Raw genomic sequence first — 24,289 nt, 5'->3', positions numbered from 1 at the left:
AAGCTCCCATCGACCCCTACCGGTAGGGATTCTTTGGTTGTTGGTTGGGGAAAGTGAAAAGTTAAAAGTGAAAAGTGATGCATTTCAATGAAATACCACTATTCACTATTCACTATTCACTATTCACTATTCACTATTCACTCTTCCCTACACCCTACACCCTACACCCTACACCCTGTTGTTAGTTATTCGTGATTGGCTTTAACAAATCACGAATAACTAGCAACCAGTAACTAATCACAATAACTTTACGCAAACTTTACCCATGAATACTACCATCGGGCATGGTCGCACCTGTTAACAACGCTTCCCTTAAATCAGCGCCGACGATCGCCGCATCTCGCAAGCTGGCACCCCGGAGATCCGCACCTCGCAAGCAAACGCCGTCGAGATTCGCCCCCCACAAATATGCTCCTTGTAGGTTGGCATTGGATAAGTCTGCCCCGGTCAATTTCGCTAAATTCAAATTCGCACCACTGAGGTCTGCGTTTCTCAAGTCAGCTTCTCGCAGGTCTGTTTTCATTAAGTTGGCTTGGAGAAAGCAGCTTTTGCTTAAATTGCTATTGTGCAAGTCTGCACCTCTCAAGTTCGCCTCATCCATTTTCACATTTCTTAATTGAGAACCGCTGAGGTTAGCACCACTAAAGTTAGAACCTTGAAATTTTCCGCCACTCATTTTCACTTCGATGAGTTCCATGGCACTGAAATTTACCGCGCCAAGGTCTAAACCATTTAAAAAAGCTCGACTCAGTTTCACCCCATTCATTTGTGCCCCTTTGAGCAATGCCCCACTTAATCTGGCACCACTGAGGTTAGTCCAATTCAGGTTAGCTCCCGTGAGGTTGGCACAACGCAAGTTAATCCCATTTAAGTTAGCCCCACAGAGGTTAACTCCCGGTAAGTTCGCTCGATAAAGACTCACCCAGTCCAGCACCGCACCCGTTAATTTTGCCCCAGTGAGATCCACATTCGGCAATTGTGCGCCGGTGAGATTGGCTTTCGTGAGATCCGCTTCAATTAAATTGCTACCTTTGAGTTTGACATAACTTAAATTGGTACTATAAAGAAATGCACCGTTTAAGTTGACTTCCATTAAAAAACAGCGTTCTAAATGACCGCGAGCGAAGGATGCCTCCATTAAATTATCCCCGGAGAAGTTAGCGTGGGTAAGCTCCGCACCAATTAAGTTAGCAGAGGATAGGTCAAATCCGCGAAAATCCCGTTCTCCTCTGGAATATCGGTTTAAAACTTCATTTTCCTTCATGATTAGAACCTCACGAGCGATAAATCGACTCAGATAGATTCCCAGCAACAATGTTGACTTCGCTTATAGAATTACACCCGTCTTACTTAATCTCGATAATTTTTTTACTGCTTGGTTAACTGTAAACTGGCTACTGTAAACTGGCTACTGTAAACTGGCTAATGAGTGCCGATATCATCAGCATATTTTACGGTAAACTGCTGGTATTTATCTGTTGTTTATATAGTATCAGATTTAGGCAAATAAGTTTATGTCTTAATTTTTTGTTACAAAAAACCTGGGACTCTATTTTGGTATTTTTGGTATTTTTGCTATTTTTGCTAGTGGTGCGATCGCGCTTCGGCGTTGCGGATGCAATATCACTCTGTAGTTATTCGGAGACGACTTTAAGCAAAATTCATATTGCCCGGTTTTTTTAAAGTTATCTTTAAATTGGCAGCAATTGCTTGATTTTCCGGCGATCTTCGGGTAAGGGAGACTTCGCTAGGGAAAAGCATATGCTTGCCGATTATTTGATTTTTTTACCTATCGATGATAATGGGGATGATGATCCCCGATGGTTGAATTAATTATATTCTTGATAGTTTGCCTCAGCAAAGAGGGCAGGAATATCCTGATAGTCTATGGGCCAGTCTTCATTTTTTCCCCCAATAATAAGTTGCTGGATTTCTACATATTCTAAGCTGAGTTTTTGCAGGGCATTAATCAGGATATCGATCGCGATCGCATCACTGGTGCCCAAATCAAACCAACATCTTGCCCAGGTTCCCTGGTATTCCAACTCGCCCATATTGTGCATTAAAGAAGTGAGACTTTGGTCAGCGTAATCCAATTCATAATGCATATAACTAATGTCAATCCCAGTATCCTGGACTTGTAAATTCTCCGCATTGAATCCGCCCAGCTTACCGAGTAAAAACCAGGAGTCAAGAACTTCCTCAATATATTGCTTTTCTTGGTCGCTAGGAACGGTGCTAAACTCTAGCCAAAACCAGACATCAAAAGGATTAAATTCGCGAAAATAGACTTGCATGACGTTAGAGTATATCTTTGGTTTGATTGATATTATAGCCCAGTTTAGACCGATTAAATCTTCAGATCCAGATTTACAGGAGAATCGAGCGTCAAGGTACAAAGGAAGCATCTCGTATTTGTAAATCTGATAGTAAGACTGTAGGGGCGAAGGAAGCATAAAGCCTGACGGCATAGCGCAAGCATACCGGGCAGTTAATTATCGGGAAAGAACAATTAAGATAACTAGCCGAATGCAACGCCGTTACAAATATGTGATCCACCAGACTTATCGAAGCGGTAATCGATCCTAACAGCAATTAATCGGCTGATTTGCTGGGACTAATCTAGTCCCCCGATCGCCCCCGAACCCTGTTTCAGGGTTTCTATAAGCATCTATCCTGAAATCCCCAGTTTTTGATAGAAACCCGGTTTCTTTTACCTCATTCTGCCAATATTTTGCTAAAATAAACATAACGTTAAACGGTTTTTAAGATTATGCTACTAGAATATAATCCTAGACATTGCTTGCCTTCCGCTGAAGATTTACCCGATTCTGATGATACACCTGTGGATAATCAACTACAACATCTGATTCCTGGACTACTTGAAGCAATTCTGGCATTAATTTGGTCAGAAAAAATGGATTGGTTTTTTGGGGTGGATATGGGGATTTATTACGATCCTTACCAACCGGCGATCGTTCCTGATGGATTTCTTTCTATCGGAGTTCCCCGAATTATTGACTCAGATTTACGGTTATCCTATGTGTTATGGGAAGAGCAAAAACTGCCATTAATGGTGTTAGAAGTAGTTTCCCAAACTCGCCGGGGAGAATATACCGATAAAAAATTAGAATACGCTCAACTGGGCATCTTATATTATGTGATTTATAAGCCGTTGCGGAAAAGAAAAGCCCGGTTAGAAGTGTATCGACTTGTAGAAGGAGAATATCAATTATTACCAGGTGAACCTGTGTGGTTATCAGAGATAAATTTAGGCATCGGTCGTGGGGTGGGAACCTATCAAGGGATTAACCGAGAATGGCTATATTGGTATGATGACAAAGGAGAAAGATATTTAACTCCAGAGGAGCGAATTTTAACCGCAGAAAAAGAAATACTCGTGGCTAAACAAAAGGCAGATAAATTAGCAGCAAAACTGAGAAGTTTAGGAATTGATCCAGAGGAATTTGATTTCTAGAATCTTATTGACCACAGAGGCACAGAGGACACAGAAAAAAAACCCGGTTTTGGCGGAGAAAAAAAAACCTGATTTTTGCGACAATTGAAAGCATCACCACCGAAATATTTGTGAAAAAACCCGGTTTTTGGATCAGCAAGAAAGGGGCGATCGCTTCCCTGAAAAGAAACCGGGTTTCTGCGTTAACTGTTGCATCCCCACCAAAATCTTAATTAAGAAACCCGGTTTCTTAATCCCCCAATTTACACATCAATTTCAAAGTATCGGCGTTATTTCTCATAATGATTTGGCTTCTTGCAGAACTCGTTCTCGAATTCTTGGCCGCAATCCTTTGTCAGTGACAATATCGACTTTGCACGAGAGTAAATATTGTAAATCCATCAGGAGTCCACCGAGGTCAAATAGAGTTTTTCCCGGTTCCATTTCTACCAAGAAGTCTATATCGCTAGATTCATCAGATTCTCCTCGGGCGACTGAACCAAAAATACGGACATTATAGGCTCCGTATTTAGCGGCTAGTTGCAAAATTTCATCCCGATGATTTTTTATAATTTCATTCAGGTTCATTGTTGGGATATTGCTAGATGCTTGTTTTAATATAACTGAAGATGATTATAGCATATCAATAAATTTATTCGCAGAATTTTACAAATAATTAATATTTTATTTTTTATATTTTTTTAGCATCATAATTATCGCCAATAACCCAGGTTTATGAAAGTTTAAGAAAAGCGAGATCTCTTCCCTGAAAAGAAACCGGGTTTCTGCCTCCAATCTTTGCCTCACAACCAAAAGCTTAATTAAGAAACCCGGTTTCTTAACACCCAGGAATCAACCCGGTTTATGGGTTCTGAGATAGAGGTATTTTGGGGCGATCGCTTGGGAAAATGACGAGATTTTAGCTATAATTTAGTAGAAAGGCTAACCTCTTAAGTTATTAAAGGTTACTGACTAACTTATAATGATGAAAATAAATCTTTCTAATCATGTCAGCCAAAGATATCTTTCACGATACCGTGCGTTCAGCCCTGGAAAAAGATGGATGGACAATTACTCACGATCCTCTGTTTGTCAAAGTCACTGTGCAAGTTAGCATTCAGATAGATTTAGGCGCAGAAAAATTATTATCGGCTGAAAGGGGAGAACAAAAAATAGCAGTGGAGGTGAAAAGTTTTGTTGGCCGATCGACTATCTCAGAATTTCATACTGCTGTTGGTCAGTTTTTTAACTATCAATTAGCCTTGGAAAAATTGGCACCAGAACGAGTTCTGTATTTGGCTGTACCCAACGATATTTATCAAGAGTTTTTCACAGATTCGTTTGTGCAAACGGTGTTGGAACGATATCAAATAAAACTATTGGTATTTCATGCAGAAAAACAGGAGATCATTTTATGGAAAAGTTAAATTATCGAGATTTAGTTCAGAAAGTTATCTCTCAACACGCCAGCGATCGGTCAGAAAAAGATGTAGAAACTACTGAAATTGTTTTTGATACAGAACGCGATCGCTATTTATTGTTGTATGTGGGATGGCATGATGAAGAACGAATGTATGGATGTCCGATTCATATCGATATCAAAGATGGCAAGATTTGGATTCAGCGCGATTTTACAGAAGAAGGATTGGCAAATCAGTTGATGGAATTAGGAGTGCCAAAAACCGATATTGTTTTGGGATTTCGTTCCCCTTATGTGCGGCAGTTTACTGAATTTGCCGTGGCTTAATTTTTGATGGGAAAAAAGAAACCGGGTTTCTGCGACAATCTTTGCCCCCCAACCAAAAGCTTAATTAAGAAACCCGGTTTCTTAACACCGAGGAAAAGCGCGATCGCTCCTGGAAAAAGAAACCGGGTTTCTGCGTTAACTGTTGCATCACCACCAAAATTTTGGTTAAGAAACCCGGTTTCTGAAACCTCACTAAAAGCGCGATCGCTTCCCAGAAAAAAAACCGGGTTTCTGCGACAATCTCTGCATCACAACCGAAATCTTTGTGAAAAAACCCTGTTTCTTAACACCCATAAATCAACCCGGTTTCTGACACTCCACGAAAAGCGCCTCCACCAAAGAAACCGGGTAGGTAAAAAGAAACCGGGTTTCTTAATTAAATCTTGGTAGGGATGCAGAGATTATGCTACAAACCCGGTTTCTGGGTTGAAAGCGGGAGAACAAAAACCGAGTTTTTTGATAAATTTTTTAGGCATAATTTATTCAAAGACTTAGCCACTACTGCCGCTCCAACTTGGCTTGGCAATCTCGCTGAAAATTCTCAATAGATTTTCTGGTGCTATCGGCCAAAATTCCATCTATTTCACCTTGATAGAAACCAACAGATTGCAAAGTTTGCTGAATCCTCATAACTCCGTCAGGATTTAACGCGGCACCTTCCCAGATGACATTGTTAATTTCCCCGATTAACTTAACGCATTTACTTCCTTCAGTAATTTGCTGCTCCCGTTGTTGTAATTTATGCTTGGTTTGAGTCAAGTTTTGATTGGTTTGCGTCAAATTATATTGGGTGGTTTGCAGTTGGGTTTTGGTTGACTCTAATTTATTCTGAGTGTCTGCCAGTAACTTTTCTAATTTAGGAACTCGTTGCAGTTTTTCGTTGGCTGTCTCTAATTCTTGTTCTGCTTTCTTTAAGTCGGCATTGACTTGAGCAAGTTCAGTCTTTGTCTGCTCAAGCTGCCTAATTGCGCGATCGGCTTCCGCAAATTTTTGTCTTGCATACACACCAGCAGAAATAAGTAGCAATAAGGCAGCGATCGCGGCCATACCAGAATAGGATAGTAGTCTTTTCTGAAAAATCTCAAGTTTATGGTCTTTGAGATAATCATCGTATGTTCTATCACAGTATTGGCACTTCTTAGTATTATTAATTGCCTCCGCGTGTGGATTGGTAGAAACGCCGGTGCATTTCCAAGATTGGTTAGAGTTAGATGGTTGTGCATTCATTTGAGTTTCCTTAAAATTAGGTGCCCTGATTTCTTCGGGCATCATAGAATCACTGTGTAATTCGAGTCTGAGCGATCGCTCTTCAGAACTTGCTTTGCTTTGACATTTGGTTAACAATTGCCTCCTTAACTTCAATTCCTATCTCTGGCTTGATTGCTCCTTCTGCAATTAAGGCATTTATTTTGGCTATAACAATTTGGTCTTGGTTTTTTCTAGCTAATTTACTATGTTTTGCACTAGAACCGGAAAAACTGGATCCGAGTCCACAACCAATTCCCATAACTGAGGAGACCGATATAACTGTTATCCAATCAACAAAGTCGTCGGGGAAGCTGCCGGTGACAATCATCAATACTAAGGTTATTATTTGGGCAGTAATTAAGCTGTTTATAATGCTTTTTTTCATCATCTTTACTCCGTGGTCTATACCACAGTTAAATATTATATCAGCTTGATATGCACCCTGCTTTTCACCTAAATAAAGAAGCCTATTCCTCCTTTTGATGGCAGCTTTATGGTCTTTGAGATAATCATCGTATGTTCTATCACAGTATTGGCACTTCTTAGTATTATTGATCGCCTCCGCGTGTGGATTGGTAGAAACGCCGGTGCATTTCCAAGGTGGACTAGAGTTAGGTGGCTGTGCAGTCATTTGAGTTTCCTTAAAATGTGGAGTTATAAATCCAATCAATGATGGATTTAATTAATCAGTCTGGTATTCAGCCAATAAGCTAAACGTTGGCTTGGACATCCAGCTAGACTCTTCAACTAGCAAAGATTTTTTCAAATCTTCAAGATAGTTTAAGAAATCCGTTATAGATATCTTCTGCACATATTTTTGAGCAGCACTGGAAAATGCTTCTTTGTAAAGCTCTTTTTCGACCGCTTTATCTCGCCACCACTTGAGCAGGGTCATATTTTTGTTTGGTAATATGTATTGAGTGAAAGCCTCGACAGAAAATTTTTCTACATCAGATATTTCTTCTCTTTTTTCGTTGTTCAATTGCAGTTGAAGTAACAATCCTATTAACTGCTGTTCTTCAGCGGGATTAATTGCTTTATCTTTATCGTAGAGATAGGGGATTATCAAATCAGCATTGCAGGCTTGAGGGAGTGCAGCTTTGAGAATATCTTTTTGTTCAGTGCAACTTAAACCCCATGCTTTACAATCATTAAGCAACTTGCGCGTTTGTTTGGGACAGGTGTAGCGAGGTATTATTGTCTTCGCATAACTCTGCAAAGACAATAGTAGATCGGGGGTCAGAGCAGTTTTAACCCCCAGCGGTAGTTCTAGATCAATTTCTGGTTCCCAACTAAGACGTTGCAGATTTAACCAGTCGTTATTTGTAAATGTATTAGTCACGCTAGGGCTGGTGACAAAATTTTTCAAGTCCTCATCAACTTTCTTTTGTTCTATCCAGGTTCGGCAAAGGTAATGCAGTAAGTCACCCTTAATCCAGTCAAGGCGCGAGCCATCTCGCAAACAGCGCGTCAACGTAGGAACATACTCTTGGAAACTACGAACAAGCTGATTCAAATTGTCAATGGTGAGACTTTGCCATGCAGAAGATGTGGCCAGAAAATTTTTCCTGACATTCTCATTATCAACGATTAGCGGTAGCCATTTTTGCATCACTGCAACAGGGAAGATATTTCCCACTAAGGTGTCCACAAATTCAGTCTTATCTTGTGGATTGTCATAAACAGCTTGAGCCAAGTTTACCCAATTTTCACAGCTATAATTCTGCTGGAAACTGTCGAAAATTGCCTTGAGTCCATGCTGCTGTTGCTCAAACCAAGTATAGGTTTGACGAAAATCATCACGACTGAAATTATTCCGAGAATTTGGGGTTTCTTTAATCACCTCAACCAATAGCAACTTTGATTGTTCCCAAGAAGGCGACCATTTTTTTAGAAATGTTGCGTACCAATTATCCTTTGCGGCGTTATTAATCCCGATTAAATGGGCTATCTGCGGCAGTTTTGCTAGACCTGAATTGCCCTCTGCAACAAGGGTGTCAAGCAATTCTGCTACTTTTGGGTTTTTTGTGGTAAGCTGTCGGCGTAAATTACTCTGTTTGAACTGTTCCACCTCAATACTAGGCAATAAACCAGCCAGATTTGAGGTGAAACGGTTGGATAAAACTTCAACAGGAACTTCACCTAGCAGGGCGGTATCGAGTAGTGAAAAAGTCTCTTTCTCAGGCTCAGTTTGAAAAAAAAACTTGGTTAGTGGTGGGGCAAGATGATTGGTAGCCAATTCCCATGCCTCTGAGAAATCAGATTTAGCTTTATCAGCTACCAAACTTGTACAGAGTCCAATGAATTTTAAGACAATTTCAGGATCTTTACTTTCGCGGCGGTTTTGCTCTAATAGCCCTTGCTTCAGTAATATCTCAGCTAAGGGTAAATTTTGCCCTAGTTCATCTAGCAGCAGAACTAACTTGGCATTTACAAGGCGACTCCAAACCCTCAACATTAGGGTAATCGCTTGAGGTTCAAAAATAGCATTTTTAGCTAACTCTTTCCAGGCAAACATAAGTCCCTGTTGATAATCTTCCTTGATTATCAGGGGGATTAATACATCCCAAATATGGATAGTCAATCCAGAGAGATATTTAGTCAAGCACTCATTTTGCTTTTGTTCAGGTAATGCGGGAATTAACCGGACAATTTCTTGACAGGCAAACATACGTCCCTGTTGATAATCTTCCTTGATTATCAGGGGGATTAACACATCCCAAATATCGATACTCAATCCAGAGAGATATTTAGTCAAGCACTCATCTTGCTTTTCTTTAGGTAATGCGGGAATTAACCGGACAATTTCTTTACAGGCAAACACAAATCCCTGTTGATAATCTTCCTTGCTTATTAGTTGAATTAACAAATCCCAAATATCGATACTCAATCCAGAGAGATATTTTAACAAAAATTCATTTTGCTGTTTTTCAGGTAATGCGCGAATCAGGCGGACAATTATTTTGGGGTCAGCTAGGGACTCCAGGGTAATATCATTGTCAGCAATTGTATCTAGTTGTTGAATCAGTCGCTTAAGTGTATCTTTATTTGGCGCGGTGGTTATATGATCGAGTATGTAATCAACATAGGAGTTTTCAAATGTACTCTCGTCAGGCTGTCCATCAAATGTTTGATTAGCACGATTCAGCCAAATCATATTTTCGGGCAGCGATCGAGAATAATGTTGATTGGTTTTCACCACCAGTGTTGCCCAAGGGCATTGCTGCTCATCAAGGGTTCCAACGGCAACGGATATTTGAGGGCGAATACTAGCAGGTAGTAGGAGCAAAATGCTCTCCATCCAGTTCTGAGGAGGAATACCTGTTTGCTCATTGGTGAGCAGGAGCCTTTTGCCGTTAATTATTGCTGCTAACCCCGATAAAACTAAAGGCTTTTGCTCATTGCTATCTGGCCAGCATTGCCGAATTTTTGCAATTTCTTTATCTATATCGGCTGATATTGGCTCTTCTACAATTGGAATAGATAAAAGTTCTAAATTGGCATTAAACTCTGTCAATAGAGGGATGGGTTGTTTAAACATCCAAAGCAGTAGTTTAAATGCCCGACCTTGCAACGCTGACATGGATGTGACGGGGATAAAAACATAGCGGTGCTGATCAAATCCTCTAACTCCATTGACAGCCAACTGCCCGTTTTGGTACACAGCAGTTTCGGCTTTAACCAATACCAAATTATCCCCTTGCAAAAAGATCCCAACTACCTTTGGGTTCTCTGGCGGTGTTGAACCCCAAAAACGATGGGTTCCTTCTGCCATAGTTTTGAGGTTAAGTTCATTGGTCAAGTCAGCGCTGCGAGCAACAAGCTGATACTCAGAGCCTCTGTTGCTAACCAATTTCCCGTAAATAAACTGTGAGTACATAGGTCAAATGGGTTTATGTTGTGTGAATGTAGTCTGTTCTAAAATGCTCCGGCCACTAGCTATCACTTTTGTTTAGGTTGTGGTCGAGATGGTGGATTTTTTTGAATGCTATCGATTAACCACTCAATCGGTGTGATGACATTGAATGGCTCATATTGCACTTTTGTATTAATAGTTGGTAGGGGTATCGAAGGTGGCTCAGGAGTGTTTGATGCCTGGTTGAGCGATCCCCAGTCATCCTCTGATGACGAACTGGGACTAGGGGTGGTGTTAGGTTGTCCTAATGGAGCATCAGGATCATAACCCTCCCCATAACCCCCCCCCTGTGGTTGAGAAGGTTGAGCAGGTTGAGGAGGTTGAGGCTCTGATGTGTTTGAGGTATCTAGGATGTCTGAGTAAATTACAGCTTCTTTCCATGACTTGCCATCTTTATCAAGATAACGACCAATAGATGCTACAGAATAAAACTTATACCGATTTTCTAAACAAAAACCAGTTTCCAGACTCGTAAATAGATCCTGACCCATCACATCTTTGGCTAAATCTGCTGATTCCTTTCCTTGACTCCATATCTCCTCTTTGTCAACCTTTGTCACGCAGAATGCCATGTACTGTTGTAGTCGCGCATTAGTCATATTTTCTTGTTTAGATTTTTCCTGAAACTCCATAAATAAATCAAATAACAAACGCCAGTACAAATTACCTTCTTCCTTGCTTCGTATGGGATCTAGTAAGAAAATAATTCCATCGCAACTAAGTAAATAATCCATGATGCCCATTGAATTGTCCTGGTTTTGACCAAGTTGCGTTTCTGCACTTGCACCCTTAATTGAAGGTTCAGCTATTTGCACTTTTGTCGAATGTATCGAATGTATGTCCTCATAAAACCCTCCTGGAGCATCAATAAAATTCAGGACAACTTTAGGGCCTATTATCGCATAAGAATTTTGCCGTCCTAGGGTATAAGTGAAAATATTGAGATTCTCAGTCGGTTGGGTGGCAGGTGGGAAGTTTCCTGCTTTGATTCCATTAATAGATTTTGTTACAAATTGGCGAGCTTCAGAATCCGCAGTAACTTGCCAATCCTTTGATAGAAGCAGCGCATAGTAAAGCATTGCTAAGTAAGTCGTCTTTCCAGAACCGGACGTTCCCCAAATTCCTATGCGTATATCCTTTGGTCCGGTTATTGCAGTCTGTTTATTTTTCTCTAACCATTCGGTTAAAGCCGTTCGTAATTGCGAGAACTGGTTGTTATTGTTCATAATTTTTCTTCCTGATTGAGTTATAGCAAAAAATTGATTGATGGCAGTTTTCTGTTTGGGAATACTGACTTGATTACGACTTGATCGTTTCAAGGGTAGCGAGTTTGCGTTCTATCAACTCAAGACGTTTCCAGTTGGGATCGTCGCTGAGACTTTCGTTGATTTTTGCTTTCAAAATTGCGTCATTTGAATCGCGCATATTTGAAAAGACATTTTTGATGTAGCCTAATAACGAATCCTCAATCCCAATCATTTCATATCGATACAAATTCAACAGTCCAGTAACGCAATACTGATACACGAAAGGTTCATACTGTTTTCGCATTTCTGCAATAAATAAACTGAAATAATCGCTCTTTACCTCCGCTTGACGTGGGACTTGATTAAGACTATCAAAAAGTTGCTTTTTCTCGGGTTGACCGTCAGCACTTTTAGTGGTGAAGTAACAAGCGGGGTCAGTCATTCGGGTCATGGCAATACGACTAGCTATTTTCTTTAGGGTACTCCCCATATTTTTATCAATTTTTTCCTTGATTGTTGATCGAACTAGAGAAACTTCTACATAGTCGTAGCAACCACTAGCAATTTTTTCAGCCATCTGGGATGTTTCCACAATATCATTGTAAGATTCAATCAATTTATTTGCCATTAATAGAACTTTACTATTTAGTTCATTCCAAAGCTTGATTTGAGCCTCAGTTAGTATGTATTCGTAAATTGGTTTAGCAATATTGCTATGAGTGAGACGGTCTCCTTTATTGAAAAAACCTTCTTTCCACAGTTCAGGCATCTTCTTTTGAATGGCGCTATCTGTTTCAGCGCAAATCGATTGAGCTTCCTGTTGGAGAACAATGCGTAAATTGTCGAGGCGTTGTTCTTGAATGTATCGGATGGATTTAACTAATTTTTCCTGGTCTTCTTGTCGTTGATTGAGAATTTCCTGTCCTTTTTCTTTGGGTGATTTCACGCTCACATCACTACTATTGTCAAGATCATTTTGGAACTTGTTAATCAGCTTATTGATAATACTGTCTAAAGCCAATTTTCCGTCGCGAATTTGTCCCTCAATCCGATGCTCGCGGGCAAATTTGGTCAATTCTTCTACCAGCTTGGGAATTTGACTGGCTTCTAGGACTTCGCGATCGCTTTTCCCTCGAACACCTAGTTTGAGAGTGGCTGCTTCATAAGTGTTAGTATCTTCAATTGTCTCTCCTTTAAGTTTCTTTTGAACATAGTATGCAATCCAAGAGGATGTCTCAAAATAAGGACGATCTCCCCCGCGATTTGAAAAATTTATCGCATAATTTGAAACCAACAATTCCATCAAATCGCCCATCTGTCTCCGCAGAATATTCTGTTTCTCTGGGCTGTCTGTCATAATGCTATCTTTAGCATTAAGGACTATAAATATCCGCTCGCCCGCTCGCTCGTTTCCTTCAAAGCTAATATATTTTCGCGATCTATCAAGCAGATAACCATCGCCACGAGTGAGAATCCCGTTTGGGTTTTGAATAAAAATTACAGCATCAGCTTCTTTAATTCCTTCGCTGATAATAATATCGTGTAGGGGAGTGCCATCAAGCCCTGGTAAGTCAACTAAACATACATTCTTGGGCAATTTTAGTGTAGCGATTCCATCAGGGCTTTCGCTTGGCACAATGTGATAGGTAACGGACTTGACTAAGCCGATTCGACGATTCAAAGAACCAGGCTTGTTGATGTCGCTATTTTCATCAATTAAATTCATCAATTCTTCAATATCTCTTTGGTTGGCAAGATAAAAATTCTGCCGCAACTCCTTCCCAAGATTATTGGCATACTGTCTAACAATATCTGCCAAACTTAACCGTAACTTCTCAAAATCTTGGTTTGCTTCATCGGGAAGTTGAATGGCTGGCTGTAACTTTTCCAGTGCTATGGCGTAACCTGCATCAAGATTGCCAGTCAGCCCGGATTCGTTCAGTCTATATGCTTTATAGCGACTGACAAAATCTGCTACTAAGCTACGAATATTGGCTTCATCACGGTAAATAACTTGGGCTGTTTCCTGTTGAGCATTAGCAGCGTCAAAGAAAATTTCTAAAGCTGCTCCTGTTGCTGGTTTACCTGATATTTTTGCCAGCACTAAATATCGTCCTAAGATGGCGTTAATTGTTGTGCTTTTGCCAGTCCTTGCCTTGCCAATCACAGCTATGCGGTAAGGCTTTTCATATTTAAGTGCTTTTTGAGCAAGTTCCAGCTTATCTTTAAAGTCTTCTTGCCCTTCAGGATAATCTGTAAAAAAATGTTGCAGCTTTTTCAGTCGCTCAACCTGAAGGGCAAAACGTCCCACCTGATCGGGCGTAGCATCAGGTAAGTGTTTTTGGATTTTGTCACGTAAACTTTCCAAAGGGGCTGATGTCACCATGTTATGAACTCCTAAAGACTAAAATGATTGAATAATGATTGCGATCGCTTGAAGCGCCGAAAGTTTAGGGGTTTATCGGCGATCGCTCAAATCAGATGCCAAATCTTGATTGAGATTGTTGAAAGGTGAATCAATATTCGTCAATCAATCATTGACTAAAAACGCCAATTCCGTAATAACAATCAGAAGTTGAACAACTATACATATCTACCTCTAAACTGAACTCTCCTGTCCCAGTAGGAGAAATCTGGAGCATCGGGTAGTCATCAGATCCGCGATCGACCGCAATTGAATTCCCATTTTCGTCATAAATTTCCAGGTCGATATCGCTGCAATCTTCATCGCAAACGCCAACAATGGCATAAGTCCCGCCTTTTTTCAAGGTGAAAGTTAGGCGATCCTCACTGTTGGCGCCCAAGCTATCGATATAAGGATCGTAAAAAAGCTGATAATCTTCCAATCCCAACGTCATTGCGGCCATCATTAGCTGACCGCGTATTTGCTCTTCGTAACGGTTGCCTGCGATCGCCACCGTGGGAATAAGAAGCGAGGCACTGGCAAGCAGACCAAAAGTGACTTTAGCCGTATGATTGACTTGCATAGTTTTGACTCCATCTATTTATTGCATTCACTAACTTATCGGGCAAGAATTGAAAATTTATGCAATTCGCGGTTAGCGCAACCAATCTTTAATCCTGAATCCCCAAATGTTCTTGCCATCAATTTGTCCAAATGTCCAGATTATTCACAAATCATCGGATACCCACAGGCAACCCTACGGGAATCGCAACCCTGTAAATTCAACGAAAAATTAGATTATGTTCATCTTGCGCGATCGCCAATTGCTTGCCTCGATCGCTCTCAAAGCGCTAAAATCTCCAGCCGCCCAAGATGCTGCCAAAACTCGTGCTTTTTCCCCATCCAGGCGATCGCCAAATATCCCTTGCATCTTAGTCAGCAAATCTGGACTGGTCGCCAAACTTTTCAGGGAATTCTCAACATCTTGCAGCGCATCTGAAACTTGAACATTCAACAATTCAGCATCACTTTTCAGCGATTTCATAATCTCAATTCCTCATCAAGTTACTGAGTGACAAACATAAAAAGCTGGATATATTCAGAAACCGGGTTTTTTGGCAAAGCAAATTCACCGAAGTAATATCCCTGGAAAAACTCGGTTCCTTAGCCACCTTCCCCAGTCCCGCGAAACTCCCATTCGTCTCAGACTAGATGAGCTAAATATTCAGTTGATTTAAAATGATTAGCTGTCGATACTTACAACCGTACAGCGTCGTTGCTTTTGAATCATCCCAATCAAGGCATGGGCTTTATATTTCCGGTTGTTTCCGGCATTTTGCCCCATTGATTGATGCGATATTGGTGCGGGTTTTTCCTCGCACCAATATGGCAATCATACCACAGATAATAATTTCCTATTGTTAAGATTTATTGCCAAGCCACCGCCTCACTTCTTCATCGGTAATCACATAACGATAATGGGTTCCTCCCTTAATCACAATCCTAATTTTTTCAGTTCTAGGCCGATCGCTTTCAATGGATAAACAACCAAAACCTGTCTCTTGCCAAGTTTCAAGCAAAAGGTCTTGAATTCGAGCAAAAACTTCGTCAATATTAGTCTGCTTACTGTCAGGTTCAGGTGAAATCATATTTGGGTGAAAAGTTTAAAAGTCAGTGGTCATAGAGTCAGCAAAGATAGAAACCAGGTTTTCGATCGGGATTTTTGTGGGAATCAGAAAATTTTCCCGTACAGCCCCCTGTCTTGGTCTGCCATCTGATTGCGGAACCAGAATGTTCTAAAGCTACATACCTAGAACAACCCAGGTTTTGACCGTATTTTTACGGAACCCCGATTTTGCCAAAAAAAGCTGACAAAACTGGGGTTTTTGAGCATAAGTCATCATGTCAATACATTAACAGCCTTTCAAAAGAAAAAAGTTGCCAAAAAGTGAAGCCCGGTGAAAAAAAAGTTCCCAAAAAGTGACATCATAAGTACAATAAAGTGAATAAAAGTGAATCAAACGGGGGTGCATCTCTCTCTCCAGAGGCATAGACCCTGTTTCGATGACGATTGGTTAATTATGGGTAGGGCTATGGATAGGGCTATGGATAGGGCTATGGATACGGCTATGGATAAGGCTATGGATACGGAAAGCATCGTTCAACGGGTCAACCAGATTGTTGCTCAGAAAACTGGTACATCTCTCAAAGATATTCAGATCCATATTCTCCGGGGGTCGTTGAATCAAGAGGGATATGTTAAGATGGCTCTTCAACTAAATAGAAATGAAGCAAGTATCAAGAAACAAGCCTCTTTTCTTTGGCAATTACTTAGCCAAGTTTTTGGGGAAAAAGTCACAAAGACTCGCTTAGAAGCATTAAGACGATCTGTTTTACCAGGTGCGATCGCGCCAGGGGAAAAATCACAATTCAGCGGCCATATAGATTGGGCAGATGCCCCGGATGTGCAGAATTTTTTAGGGCGAAAAAAGGATTTAACCACCCTTCAACAATGGATTAAAAGAGATCGCTGTCGTTTAATTGCGATTGTCGGATTTCCCGGAAAGGGTAAAACCAGCCTAGCGGTTAAATTAGCGGAAGAACTCAGCCTAGAATTTGAGGGGATTATTTGGCGATCGCTCCTCAATGCTCCTCCCCTGGAAGAAATTCTCCGAGATTGGATTCAATTTATCTCCCACCAACAAACCACCACCTTACCGAACAGCCTAACTCAACAAATTTCTCTACTCATATCTTATTTAAAACAAAACCGATATTTACTCATCTTAGATAACTGTGAATCGATTGTTGCCCCAGGAACCTCAGCCGCAAAATATAAATCCGGGTATGAAAACTATCACCAAATCTTAGAAACCATTGCCAAAACTAATCATCAAAGTTGCTTAATCCTCACCAGTCGCGTAAAAATTAGTCACCTAGAAGCCCTGTCAGGGCCGAATCAACCCGTGCGCTTTTTGATGTTAGACGGTTTAACGGTTGCTGACGGAAAAAAACTGTTTAAACAGAAAGGGGAATTTTCAGCCACCGACACCGAATGGGAAACTCTAATTAATTTTTATCAAGGCAATCCTTTAGGCTTAAAGCTAACCGCTTCGCATATTCAAAATCTGTTTGGCAGTAATGTCAGGGAATTTCTAGAAATCGGCAACTTTTGTTTTCAAGATATTCGAGACTTATTAGATTGGCACTTTCAAGTTTCTTCCGGTGAAGAAAATCAGCTTTTATTTTGGTTAGCCATTCACCGAGAACCTGTGTCACTCTGCCAATTAAAAGATAATTTAGTTGGCGGCATCTCTCAACAACAATTATCCAATCGATTAGCATCTCTCCAGCGGCGAATGCTGCTCGAAAATATCGAAAATATTGAAGATAGCCAAAATATTGCAAATAGCGATCGGCAACAACCGGATAAGCAGCAACGCTTTACCCTACAGCCAGCGTTGATGGAATATGTCACTGAAAAATTTATTGAAATCGTTACCGAAGAAATTATTTCGGGAGAGTTTAACTTATTTATAACTCATGGGTTAAGGTTGGCTAAAAGCAAAGATTATATTCAAAGCAGCCAAGTCAGAGTGATCATTAATCCCCTGATTGAAGCTTTATTAGAAAAATGGCAAATTTCGGCTAGTGACCTTCAGAATTATTTGAAAAAATTAGTTGCTTGCAGTCAACAAAAATATGCTTTTATACCTGGGTATATTGGCGGCAACTTAATCCATCTCCTGTGCCAGCTAAACACCAATCTCCAAGGTTATGACTTTTCGCACCTGGCCATTTGGCAGGCTAATTTACAAGGCATTAACCTCCAAGATGTGAATTTTTCGTATTGTCAATTTAAAAATACCATTTTTACCAGATGTTTTGGCGGAATTCATTCCTTAGTCTTTTCTCCCGATGGAGAAATGTTAGCCATTGGAGATTCCCAGGGAATAATTAGATTATTAAATATGCAAACTGGGAAAATTATCGGGACTTTTGGCAAACATAAATGGTGGGTTTTTTCCCTTGACTTTAGTCCCGATGGTAAAAAATTAGTCAGTAGCAGTTTAGACCAAACCGTGAAAATTTGGGATGTTCCAACAGGTCAATTATTACATAACCTAGAGGGACATACGGAATGGATTTGGTCTGTGGCTTTTAGTCCCACTGAAGCGATCGTTGCCAGTGGATGCAACGATAAAACGATTAAAATTTGGGATGCCAATCGTGGTGAATTATTACGCACGATCGCTGGCCATGACGGATGGGTTTTAGGGGTTGCTTTTACTCCTGATGGGGCGATTTTAGCCAGTGGCAGTTTTGATAAGACGATTAAACTCTGGGATGTGAAAACCGGAGAATTGCGGCAAACGCTCGCCGGAAGTGATGATGCGGTTTGGTGTGTTGATTTTAGTTTTGACGGGAAAAAAATTGCCAGTTGTGGCTATGAAAAAGTGGTTAGAATTTGGGATCTTAAAACCGGAAAATGTGAAAAAATTTTATCAGGACATGAGAAAGAAAATAAAGTTTTAGCCTGGAGTCGCGATGGTAAAACTTTAGCCACTGGGGGTTTTGATGCCAAGGTAAAATTCTGGTCAATGCCCACGGGTAAATGTCAGGCCACATCACAACAATATAAAACCGGAATTAGAACCTTAGCTTTTAGTCCTGATAATCGAACAGTGGCATCGGGAGATAATGACCAACTGATCAAAATATGGGATAGTCAAACGGGCAAATGTGTTCAAACTTTGCAAGGACATACTAACTGGATTTGGTCTTTGGCTTTAAGTCCCGATGGTGAAATTTTAGCCAGTAGCCATTTAGATCATAAAGTGAGACTTTGGAATGCGAAAACCGGAGATTGTTTAAAGACTTTAAGCGGACATACTGCTTGGGTTTGGTCTGTAGCATTCAGTCCTGATGGCAAAACCGTAGCGAGTAGTAGTGATGATGAAACAATTCGCCTGTGGGATATAGAGACGGGAAATAATACGCAAACTTTAACTTATGAAACAGAGAATTATCAAGGGGGTATTTGGACGATCGCGTTTAGTTATGACGGCAGTTATTTGGCCAGTGGCGGTCAAGATTCAACGATAAAAGTCTGGAATCTCAAAACAGCTAAATTGACCGGAGTTTTAGCGGGACATAAAGCTTGGATTTGGAATCTTGCCTTTCATCCCAGGGCGAATATTTTGGCCAGTGGTAGTAACGATCACACGGTAAAAATTTGGAATATTAAAACCGGGGAATGTTGCCAAACCTTAGCGGGACATGAAAATAATATTAGAGCCGTGGCATTTAGTGATGATGGGCGATTTTTGACCAGTGGCAGTGAGGATAAAGTTGTAAAAATTTGGGATTTACACTTAGGAGACTGTTTGCATAGTTTATTCGGACATGAAGGGCTAATCTTGTCCGTTGATTGGAGTAAAGATGGTCAAGTAGTCGGCAGTGGGAGTGATGATTGTACTATAAGATTATGGCAGGTGAAAACTGGTGACTGTCTGCATACACTTAGGGAACATCAAGATACAGTCACTTCCGTGATGTTTCACCGGCATTTGCATCAAGTAATGACCGGAAGTTCCGATGGAACCATGAAGTTTTGGGATCTGGTGACAGGTCATTGTTTAAGAAGTGTGACAATTCCGAATATTTATCTGAATATGAATATTGGGCAAGCTGAAGGCTTAATTGATGCGGAAAAAGAAAATTTAAAAGCATTGGGGGCAATTGACTGTCCCGGTGGGTTTGAGCAATCGGTTTGAAAGTTATCTTTATGGGCACTTTCCAGAAAAAAAACCGGGTTTCTGCGACAATCTTTGGCTTTCAAAAAAAATCTTAATTAAGAAACCCAGTTTCTGACACCTCACGAACAAAAAAACCGGGTTTCTGCTGAGAGAAAGAGACCGGGTTTCTGCGACAATCTTTGGCTTTCAAAAAAAATCTTAATTAAGAAACCCGGTTTCTGACACCTCAAGAGTATGATGAAAGACGACCATAGCAAATCGTAATTTTGGCAACGGAGAAACGAATGACACTCAAGCGATTAATCTTAACATTGCTGACGGTGATGGTAGTGGGTTTGGCGGGTATTTCTTTAGCGACTAGCTGGAATGAACCTCAGATTCAAAGTCGTCTAGAACTATATCAAACCAATCTACTCCTACACGGATCGGAATACAAGGGCGAAAATTCAGAAGACCCTAGGGTAAAAGCTGCCCAAGCGTTATTAGGTCAGGAGTTTATTCAAACGGCCCTGAAGCAATATCAAGCAGTGCGCGAGTCTACCCAAACCATTTTGCAAAGCAACCGGGCTAAATTAGAAGCGAATACAGAAATCGGTACGGTTGACGATCGCCCCGTGGAATTGCTGCAAAAGGCGATTCACGACGGAGAGTTATATTTAAATGACCTAGATTTGCGGATTGGCATTTTGCAAGCGTATCAAGGTGAGGTGAAAACTGCTCAAGCAACTTGGGGACAAATCAGCGAAAGTGCATCCACCCAAACCGAAGCCCAAAAGCAAATCACGGCTATTTTATCAGGCCTTTGGAGTGAACCACCACGTCTGGAACCCAATGCCGAAGAACTGCTAAAAACCAACTTAGATGGCTGGTTTCGCTATCAAGGATTAAGCCAATTATATGAACAACAAGGGCGAATCAGTGACCTAGAAATTCTTCAGGAAAAACAGCAACAAATTGCCGGTCAAGCATTGCTAAAACTGGTGTTTATTGGTGGGTTGCCCGTGTTGGGGGTAATCGTCGGTGGGTCATTGATAATTTTTTTGCTGGTGCAAGTTTTTCTAGAACCGCAAACAGCAATTTTAGCCTTACCCTCGGATAACGATAACCAAGAAATTTGGCAAACTCCCTGGGATTGGGAAACTATTTGGCAAGTGCTGATTGTGGGCTTTTTCTTTGTCCAGCAAATCTTATTACCATTGTTACTCGGACTGCTGCCGATTAAGGCTTCAGAACTCGGTGTCCGGCTTCAATCTTTCTATGTGTTGGGAACTTATGTGCTGTTATCAGTTGGTGGTTTGTTGGTGCTTTATTTATCATTAAAACCATTTTTCCCATTACCAGAAAATTGGTTTCGTTTTAACTGGCGGAGTAATTGGATTCTCTGGGGAATTGGCGGCTATTTAGTCGCCCTGCCTTTGGTAATTTTGGTGTCTTTAATTAACCAACAAATTTGGCAGGGACAAGGTGGCAGTAATCCCCTATTGCAAATCGCCCTAAATAATAAAGATAGTGTGGCGTTAGTGGTATTTTTTATCACCGCATCAGTGGCCGCACCTTTGTTTGAAGAAATTATGTTTCGCGGCTTTTTGTTGCCATCTTTAACCCGATATCAGTCCCCCTGGTCGGCGATCGCCCTGAGTAGTTTGTTATTTGCGATCGCTCACTTAAATGTCTCCGAAGTTATCCCCTTAGCTACCTTGGGCATGGTGCTAGGATTTACTTATGTGCGATCGGGCAATCTTTTAGCCCCAATGTTACTCCACTGTCTCTGGAACAGTGGCACCCTCGCCAGTCTATTTATTTTAGGCAGTAGTGCCAATTAAAATTGACATCATCCCGATATCTGTCAGTTTATAGTCTGACTTAAGTCTGACTTTAAAAACCAAGAAACCGGGTTTCTGGTAAAATCTCTGAATTATCAACAAGATTAACGCCAGAAACCCGGTTTCTGAGCCTGTTTCTCAAACCTCAAGCGAAAACCAAGAAACCGGGTTTATGGTAAAATCTTTCTGATAAAATCTCTGAATTATCAACAAGATTAAAGCCAAAAATCCGCTTTCTCAAAGCTTGTGCAACCATATTCAATTTAATTAAACTCCCCGGGTAGGATTCGAACCTACGACCAATCGGTTAACAGCCGACCGCTCTACCACTGAGCTACCGAGGATCGTGTAGCCTTTTTCTTAACCTTAAATACTATAACCCGATCTACTCGATTTTGGCAAGCCTTTTTTGAAAAAAATTTTTTCACCCTGATTTTTCTCCCTCATAAACCCATCCGCATTTGGGCGAGACGCTCTTGGGCTTTGGCATCCAGCGATTGAAACAAGAACCGTCCAGTAGGTTGCTTGTTCTGTTTATGCTGGTGGCGACGCTGACGATTCGTATTTTCTACCGCCTTCGCCAGATGTTTCGCGGACATCCACTCCGCGCCATAACCAATCACCGTAAGTTGTTGCGCCCGGTCTGAGGTGGCAACGATCACCCGGCGATCGCGCTTGTCGATTTCCCGGTGCAGCTTGGCACAGGTTTTCTCGATATAGGTATCGGCAGTCTGACCAAACTCTGTATAGTGAACCGATACGCGATCGGTGATAACTTCCAGATAGCTAGGTTCCCGGCGATTTTGGGCATCAAAAACCACTTTGGTTTCTAATCCTTCAAAAGCACTGTAGTTGACCAATAACTCGATCAATTCCCGGCGTGAAGCTTCTAAGCCGTCACGCTGATGTATTCTCTTCAGGTCAGACCAGATCCCGATCATGTTGTAACCGTCTACTAGGAGTAGCGATCGCCTTAAGGAGGGTGGCATTGTAGTTAAGGGTGATCAAAATTCTTAAAATTTCATATATTTTAAACAAATTTAAACAACGATCGCCCTTGGTTTCTGAGATTTCTTGACTTTTTGTTAAAAAAATTAAGATTTTCTCACAAAGAATCTCAGATTTCTCCCAATCTCATAGATATCATATTGCCAACTTACCACTTTTTGACTACTTTTTTTACCACTCTTGTTGCATCAAGCGTTGTTTCAAGGGTTCGGGATTCCCAGAATCAACCACCCCCCCATCTTCCAAGAGAAAAGCGCCGTCACAATAATTCAACTCATCAAAACGGTGTGTCACCCATAATGCGGTGATGCCCCGGCTTTTCACCAAGCGTTGCACTTGGGCGACCAAATCTAATTGACTGTCCGGATCTAACAATGCCGTCGGTTCATCCAATAACAACACCTCACAATGACGGGCGATCGCCCCGGCGATCGCGATCCGTTGCTTCTGCCCGCCACTGAGGGCATAAATCGGTCGGCGTTGCAAATCCAGCAAATTTACCGCGCTGAGGGCTTCCTCCACTCGTTGCCGAACCTGGACTGGTGAAAGTTTTTCCTCCACCAAGCCAAAAGCCACATCAGCGCCCACCGTCGGCATCACCAATTGATGATCCGGATTTTGGAACACAAATCCCACGGGAGGCAAAATCGAAATCTCACCCCTTTGGGGAGTCAATAAACCGGCGAGTATCCTTAATAAAGTAGATTTGCCACAGCCATTTGACCCCAAGAGCATCCAAAACTCTCCCTGGGGCACCGCTAAGGAACAGGATTTTAACACCTGTGTTCCATCAGGCCAGGAAAACTGGAGATCCTTAACGCGAATTGCGGGTTCTCCAGTCACCAATTTCTGTTCAACTCCTAAGTTGGGATTCATTCCGCCAAGGCTTCACTCACGAGGGCAGCAAAACCAGGGGCTTTTCCGGTGGGACTAGCCCCGGATTTTTGAGACAATTGCACCGCAATAATCTCATTGGCGTAAACCGCCACTTTTTTCTCTGGCATTTTTTCGCAGGTCAGCTCTAAAATTTCCGAACTTCCCGCCCGCATAGCAGCCAGGATGTCTTGGTAAAGGGATTCAGCCGCTTCGATGGTCTTCCGTTGGACTGACAAAGGCAGCGGATTATTTTTCAGAGATAGATCAATGGTGAACATTCAGTGTTGAGAATTCTCAGTTGATAGGCCATTCTAGTATCTCAGAATATCTCAGGTACTTGGCACTGTGTGAAGATAAAAATCCATTTCATTGCAGATATTTAGGGAAAATTAAGGGAAAATTACTCGACTTCACCTCATGGCTCGAACCGATACAACCGATGCACCGCCCTGGTATGCGGTGGTATGCGCCATCGATTGACCCAGGGCAATCGACTTCTCAAGAAATTCTTAAGAATTTCTTAAGGATTAATTTGGGGAAAAAAGACTTGAAAATTATCCAGTTTTGCCTATAATGAGAAACTAAGTAAAGAAACGTAAACTCTACTACCACTCAGAGCACTTATCTGCTATGGGTCTGTCTCTGACAAGTAAGTCGCCAAGATTCGGTAGTAAAGCATTCGTGGAATCATAATCATAACTTTGGAGATACGCTAAACAATGACTATTGCCATTGGACGCGGCCAAGAGCGAGGATTGTTTGACGTCCTCGACGACTGGCTAAAACGCGATCGCTTTGTATTCG

The 24,289-nt window shown here is 41.3% G+C and carries 21 protein-coding genes and 1 tRNA gene; 7 read left to right on the top strand and 15 right to left on the bottom strand.

Annotated elements, in window-relative coordinates:
• Nucleotides 1-259: 259 nt before the first annotated feature.
• A complete protein-coding gene (locus AM228_RS26460; protein ID WP_054469908.1) occupies nt 260-1,264 on the bottom strand; it encodes a pentapeptide repeat-containing protein in 1,005 nt (334 codons plus the stop codon).
• Between the two features lie 263 nt (nt 1,265-1,527).
• Between AM228_RS26460 and AM228_RS33645 the strand changes: the two genes are divergently transcribed.
• Complete coding sequence (locus AM228_RS33645) at nt 1,528-1,683, top strand: hypothetical protein (protein ID WP_156332081.1); 156 nt, start codon at nt 1,528-1,530, stop codon at nt 1,681-1,683.
• 146 nt (nt 1,684-1,829) lie between these two features.
• Here the strand turns inward: AM228_RS33645 and AM228_RS26455 are convergent, their stop codons facing one another.
• The gene (locus AM228_RS26455; protein WP_054469907.1) at nt 1,830-2,297 is read right to left on the bottom strand and encodes a DUF3531 family protein; all 468 of its coding nucleotides are present in this window, start codon (nt 2,295-2,297) and stop codon (nt 1,830-1,832) included.
• Between the two features lie 476 nt (nt 2,298-2,773).
• Here AM228_RS26455 and AM228_RS26450 point away from each other — a divergent pair, with 476 nt between their 5' ends.
• On the top strand, nt 2,774-3,478 hold the full coding sequence (locus AM228_RS26450; protein WP_054469906.1) for a Uma2 family endonuclease: 705 nt from the start codon (nt 2,774-2,776) through the stop codon (nt 3,476-3,478).
• Nucleotides 3,479-3,754: 276 nt separating this feature from the next.
• Here AM228_RS26450 and AM228_RS26445 read toward each other — a convergent pair whose 3' ends face one another.
• Entirely contained in the window at nt 3,755-4,045 is a 291-nt protein-coding gene (locus AM228_RS26445; RefSeq protein ID WP_054469905.1) for a nucleotidyltransferase family protein, read from the bottom strand.
• 419 nt (nt 4,046-4,464) lie between these two features.
• On the opposite strand from AM228_RS26445, the gene AM228_RS26440 reads away from it, so the two are divergent.
• From AM228_RS26440 to AM228_RS33640, 3 genes are read left to right on the top strand one after another with little or no spacing between them, the layout of a single operon-like run.
• Nucleotides 4,465-4,884, top strand: coding sequence for a XisH family protein (locus AM228_RS26440; protein ID WP_054469904.1), 420 nt, complete (start codon nt 4,465-4,467; stop codon nt 4,882-4,884).
• Nucleotides 4,872-5,204, top strand: coding sequence for a XisI protein (locus AM228_RS26435; RefSeq protein WP_054469903.1), 333 nt, complete (start codon nt 4,872-4,874; stop codon nt 5,202-5,204). Before AM228_RS26440 ends, AM228_RS26435 begins: the two co-directional genes overlap by 13 nt.
• Nucleotides 5,205-5,210: 6 nt before the next feature.
• Nucleotides 5,211-5,594 carry a hypothetical protein gene (locus AM228_RS33640; RefSeq protein WP_156332080.1) on the top strand — a complete coding sequence of 128 codons (384 nt, stop codon included), beginning with the start codon at nt 5,211-5,213 and terminating at the stop codon, nt 5,592-5,594.
• Nucleotides 5,595-5,702: 108 nt separating this feature from the next.
• On the opposite strand, the gene AM228_RS33635 is transcribed toward AM228_RS33640, so the two are convergent.
• The 8 genes from AM228_RS33635 to AM228_RS26395 form a co-directional block, all read right to left on the bottom strand.
• Nucleotides 5,703-6,431, bottom strand: coding sequence for a peptidoglycan-binding protein (locus tag AM228_RS33635; RefSeq protein WP_197285421.1), 729 nt, complete (start codon nt 6,429-6,431; stop codon nt 5,703-5,705).
• Nucleotides 6,432-6,513: 82 nt separating this feature from the next.
• Complete coding sequence (locus tag AM228_RS26425) at nt 6,514-7,083, bottom strand: hypothetical protein (protein WP_054469901.1); 570 nt, start codon at nt 7,081-7,083, stop codon at nt 6,514-6,516.
• A 51-nt stretch (nt 7,084-7,134) separates the two neighbouring features.
• Nucleotides 7,135-10,332, bottom strand: a complete 3,198-nt coding sequence (locus AM228_RS26420) for a hypothetical protein (protein WP_054469900.1) — start codon at nt 10,330-10,332, stop codon at nt 7,135-7,137.
• A gap of 62 nt (nt 10,333-10,394) precedes the next feature.
• Nucleotides 10,395-11,594, bottom strand: a complete 1,200-nt coding sequence (locus AM228_RS26415) for a hypothetical protein (RefSeq protein WP_054469899.1) — start codon at nt 11,592-11,594, stop codon at nt 10,395-10,397.
• Between the two features lie 73 nt (nt 11,595-11,667).
• A complete protein-coding gene (locus tag AM228_RS26410) occupies nt 11,668-14,001 on the bottom strand; it encodes a dynamin family protein (protein WP_054469898.1) in 2,334 nt (777 codons plus the stop codon).
• Between the two features lie 148 nt (nt 14,002-14,149).
• The gene (locus AM228_RS26405) at nt 14,150-14,602 is read right to left on the bottom strand and encodes a hypothetical protein (protein ID WP_054469897.1); all 453 of its coding nucleotides are present in this window, start codon (nt 14,600-14,602) and stop codon (nt 14,150-14,152) included.
• 210 nt (nt 14,603-14,812) lie between these two features.
• Nucleotides 14,813-15,064, bottom strand: coding sequence for a hypothetical protein (locus AM228_RS26400; RefSeq protein ID WP_054469896.1), 252 nt, complete (start codon nt 15,062-15,064; stop codon nt 14,813-14,815).
• Nucleotides 15,065-15,440: 376 nt separating this feature from the next.
• On the bottom strand, nt 15,441-15,668 hold the full coding sequence (locus AM228_RS26395; protein ID WP_054469895.1) for a hypothetical protein: 228 nt from the start codon (nt 15,666-15,668) through the stop codon (nt 15,441-15,443).
• A 456-nt stretch (nt 15,669-16,124) separates the two neighbouring features.
• On the opposite strand from AM228_RS26395, the gene AM228_RS26390 reads away from it, so the two are divergent.
• The gene (locus AM228_RS26390) at nt 16,125-19,796 is read left to right on the top strand and encodes an NB-ARC domain-containing protein (protein ID WP_231636955.1); all 3,672 of its coding nucleotides are present in this window, start codon (nt 16,125-16,127) and stop codon (nt 19,794-19,796) included.
• A gap of 266 nt (nt 19,797-20,062) precedes the next feature.
• Nucleotides 20,063-21,601: a CPBP family intramembrane glutamic endopeptidase gene (locus tag AM228_RS26385; RefSeq protein ID WP_054469893.1), complete on the top strand. Its 1,539-nt coding sequence runs from the start codon at nt 20,063-20,065 to the stop codon at nt 21,599-21,601.
• A gap of 272 nt (nt 21,602-21,873) precedes the next feature.
• Here AM228_RS26385 and AM228_RS26380 read toward each other — a convergent pair.
• The 4 genes from AM228_RS26380 to AM228_RS26365 all read right to left on the bottom strand — a co-directional run bounded on the left by AM228_RS26380 (nt 21,874) and on the right by AM228_RS26365 (nt 23,763).
• A tRNA-Asn gene (locus tag AM228_RS26380) sits at nt 21,874-21,945 on the bottom strand.
• 99 nt (nt 21,946-22,044) lie between these two features.
• Nucleotides 22,045-22,590 (bottom strand): NYN domain-containing protein, encoded by a 546-nt coding sequence (locus AM228_RS26375; RefSeq protein ID WP_054469892.1) that lies wholly within the window; start codon nt 22,588-22,590, stop codon nt 22,045-22,047.
• Nucleotides 22,591-22,780: 190 nt separating this feature from the next.
• Entirely contained in the window at nt 22,781-23,485 is a 705-nt protein-coding gene (locus tag AM228_RS26370) for an energy-coupling factor ABC transporter ATP-binding protein (protein WP_054469891.1), read from the bottom strand.
• Nucleotides 23,482-23,763: a hypothetical protein gene (locus tag AM228_RS26365; protein WP_054469890.1), complete on the bottom strand. Its 282-nt coding sequence runs from the start codon at nt 23,761-23,763 to the stop codon at nt 23,482-23,484. Before AM228_RS26365 ends, AM228_RS26370 begins: the two co-directional genes overlap by 4 nt.
• Nucleotides 23,764-24,289: the final 526 nt, after the last annotated feature.

It is taken from the genome of Planktothricoides sp. SR001, from assembly GCF_001276715.1.
GTDB classification, from domain to species: Bacteria; Cyanobacteriota; Cyanobacteriia; order Cyanobacteriales; family Laspinemataceae; genus Planktothricoides; species Planktothricoides raciborskii.
The sequence above is the reverse complement of the archived record's forward strand: the minus strand, read 5'-3'. Positions and strand labels throughout refer to the sequence as shown.

Bases quoted from the DNA above. Each gene is read 5' to 3' on its own strand.
- AM228_RS26455 (WP_054469907.1), bottom strand. From the start codon at position 2,297: ATGCAAGTCTATTTTCGCGAATTTAATCCTTTTGATGTCTGGTTTTGG.
- AM228_RS26435 (WP_054469903.1), top strand. From the start codon at position 4,872: ATGGAAAAGTTAAATTATCGAGATTTAGTTCAGAAAGTTATCTCTCAA.
- AM228_RS26400 (WP_054469896.1), bottom strand. From the start codon at position 15,064: ATGAAATCGCTGAAAAGTGATGCTGAATTGTTGAATGTTCAAGTTTCA.
- AM228_RS33640 (WP_156332080.1), top strand. From the start codon at position 5,211: ATGGGAAAAAAGAAACCGGGTTTCTGCGACAATCTTTGCCCCCCAACC.
- AM228_RS26425 (WP_054469901.1), bottom strand. From the start codon at position 7,083: ATGACTGCACAGCCACCTAACTCTAGTCCACCTTGGAAATGCACCGGC.
- AM228_RS33635 (WP_197285421.1), bottom strand. From the start codon at position 6,431: ATGAATGCACAACCATCTAACTCTAACCAATCTTGGAAATGCACCGGC.
- AM228_RS26390 (WP_231636955.1), top strand. From the start codon at position 16,125: ATGGATAGGGCTATGGATACGGCTATGGATAAGGCTATGGATACGGAA.
- AM228_RS26375 (WP_054469892.1), bottom strand. From the start codon at position 22,590: ATGCCACCCTCCTTAAGGCGATCGCTACTCCTAGTAGACGGTTACAAC.
- AM228_RS26385 (WP_054469893.1), top strand. From the start codon at position 20,063: ATGACACTCAAGCGATTAATCTTAACATTGCTGACGGTGATGGTAGTG.
- AM228_RS26410 (WP_054469898.1), bottom strand. From the start codon at position 14,001: ATGGTGACATCAGCCCCTTTGGAAAGTTTACGTGACAAAATCCAAAAA.
- AM228_RS26415 (WP_054469899.1), bottom strand. From the start codon at position 11,594: ATGAACAATAACAACCAGTTCTCGCAATTACGAACGGCTTTAACCGAA.
- AM228_RS26395 (WP_054469895.1), bottom strand. From the start codon at position 15,668: ATGATTTCACCTGAACCTGACAGTAAGCAGACTAATATTGACGAAGTT.
- AM228_RS26450 (WP_054469906.1), top strand. From the start codon at position 2,774: ATGCTACTAGAATATAATCCTAGACATTGCTTGCCTTCCGCTGAAGAT.
- AM228_RS26405 (WP_054469897.1), bottom strand. From the start codon at position 14,602: ATGCAAGTCAATCATACGGCTAAAGTCACTTTTGGTCTGCTTGCCAGT.
- AM228_RS26445 (WP_054469905.1), bottom strand. From the start codon at position 4,045: ATGAACCTGAATGAAATTATAAAAAATCATCGGGATGAAATTTTGCAA.
- AM228_RS26440 (WP_054469904.1), top strand. From the start codon at position 4,465: ATGTCAGCCAAAGATATCTTTCACGATACCGTGCGTTCAGCCCTGGAA.
- AM228_RS26370 (WP_054469891.1), bottom strand. From the start codon at position 23,485: ATGAATCCCAACTTAGGAGTTGAACAGAAATTGGTGACTGGAGAACCC.
- AM228_RS26460 (WP_054469908.1), bottom strand. From the start codon at position 1,264: ATGAAGGAAAATGAAGTTTTAAACCGATATTCCAGAGGAGAACGGGAT.
- AM228_RS26420 (WP_054469900.1), bottom strand. From the start codon at position 10,332: ATGTACTCACAGTTTATTTACGGGAAATTGGTTAGCAACAGAGGCTCT.
- AM228_RS26365 (WP_054469890.1), bottom strand. From the start codon at position 23,763: ATGTTCACCATTGATCTATCTCTGAAAAATAATCCGCTGCCTTTGTCA.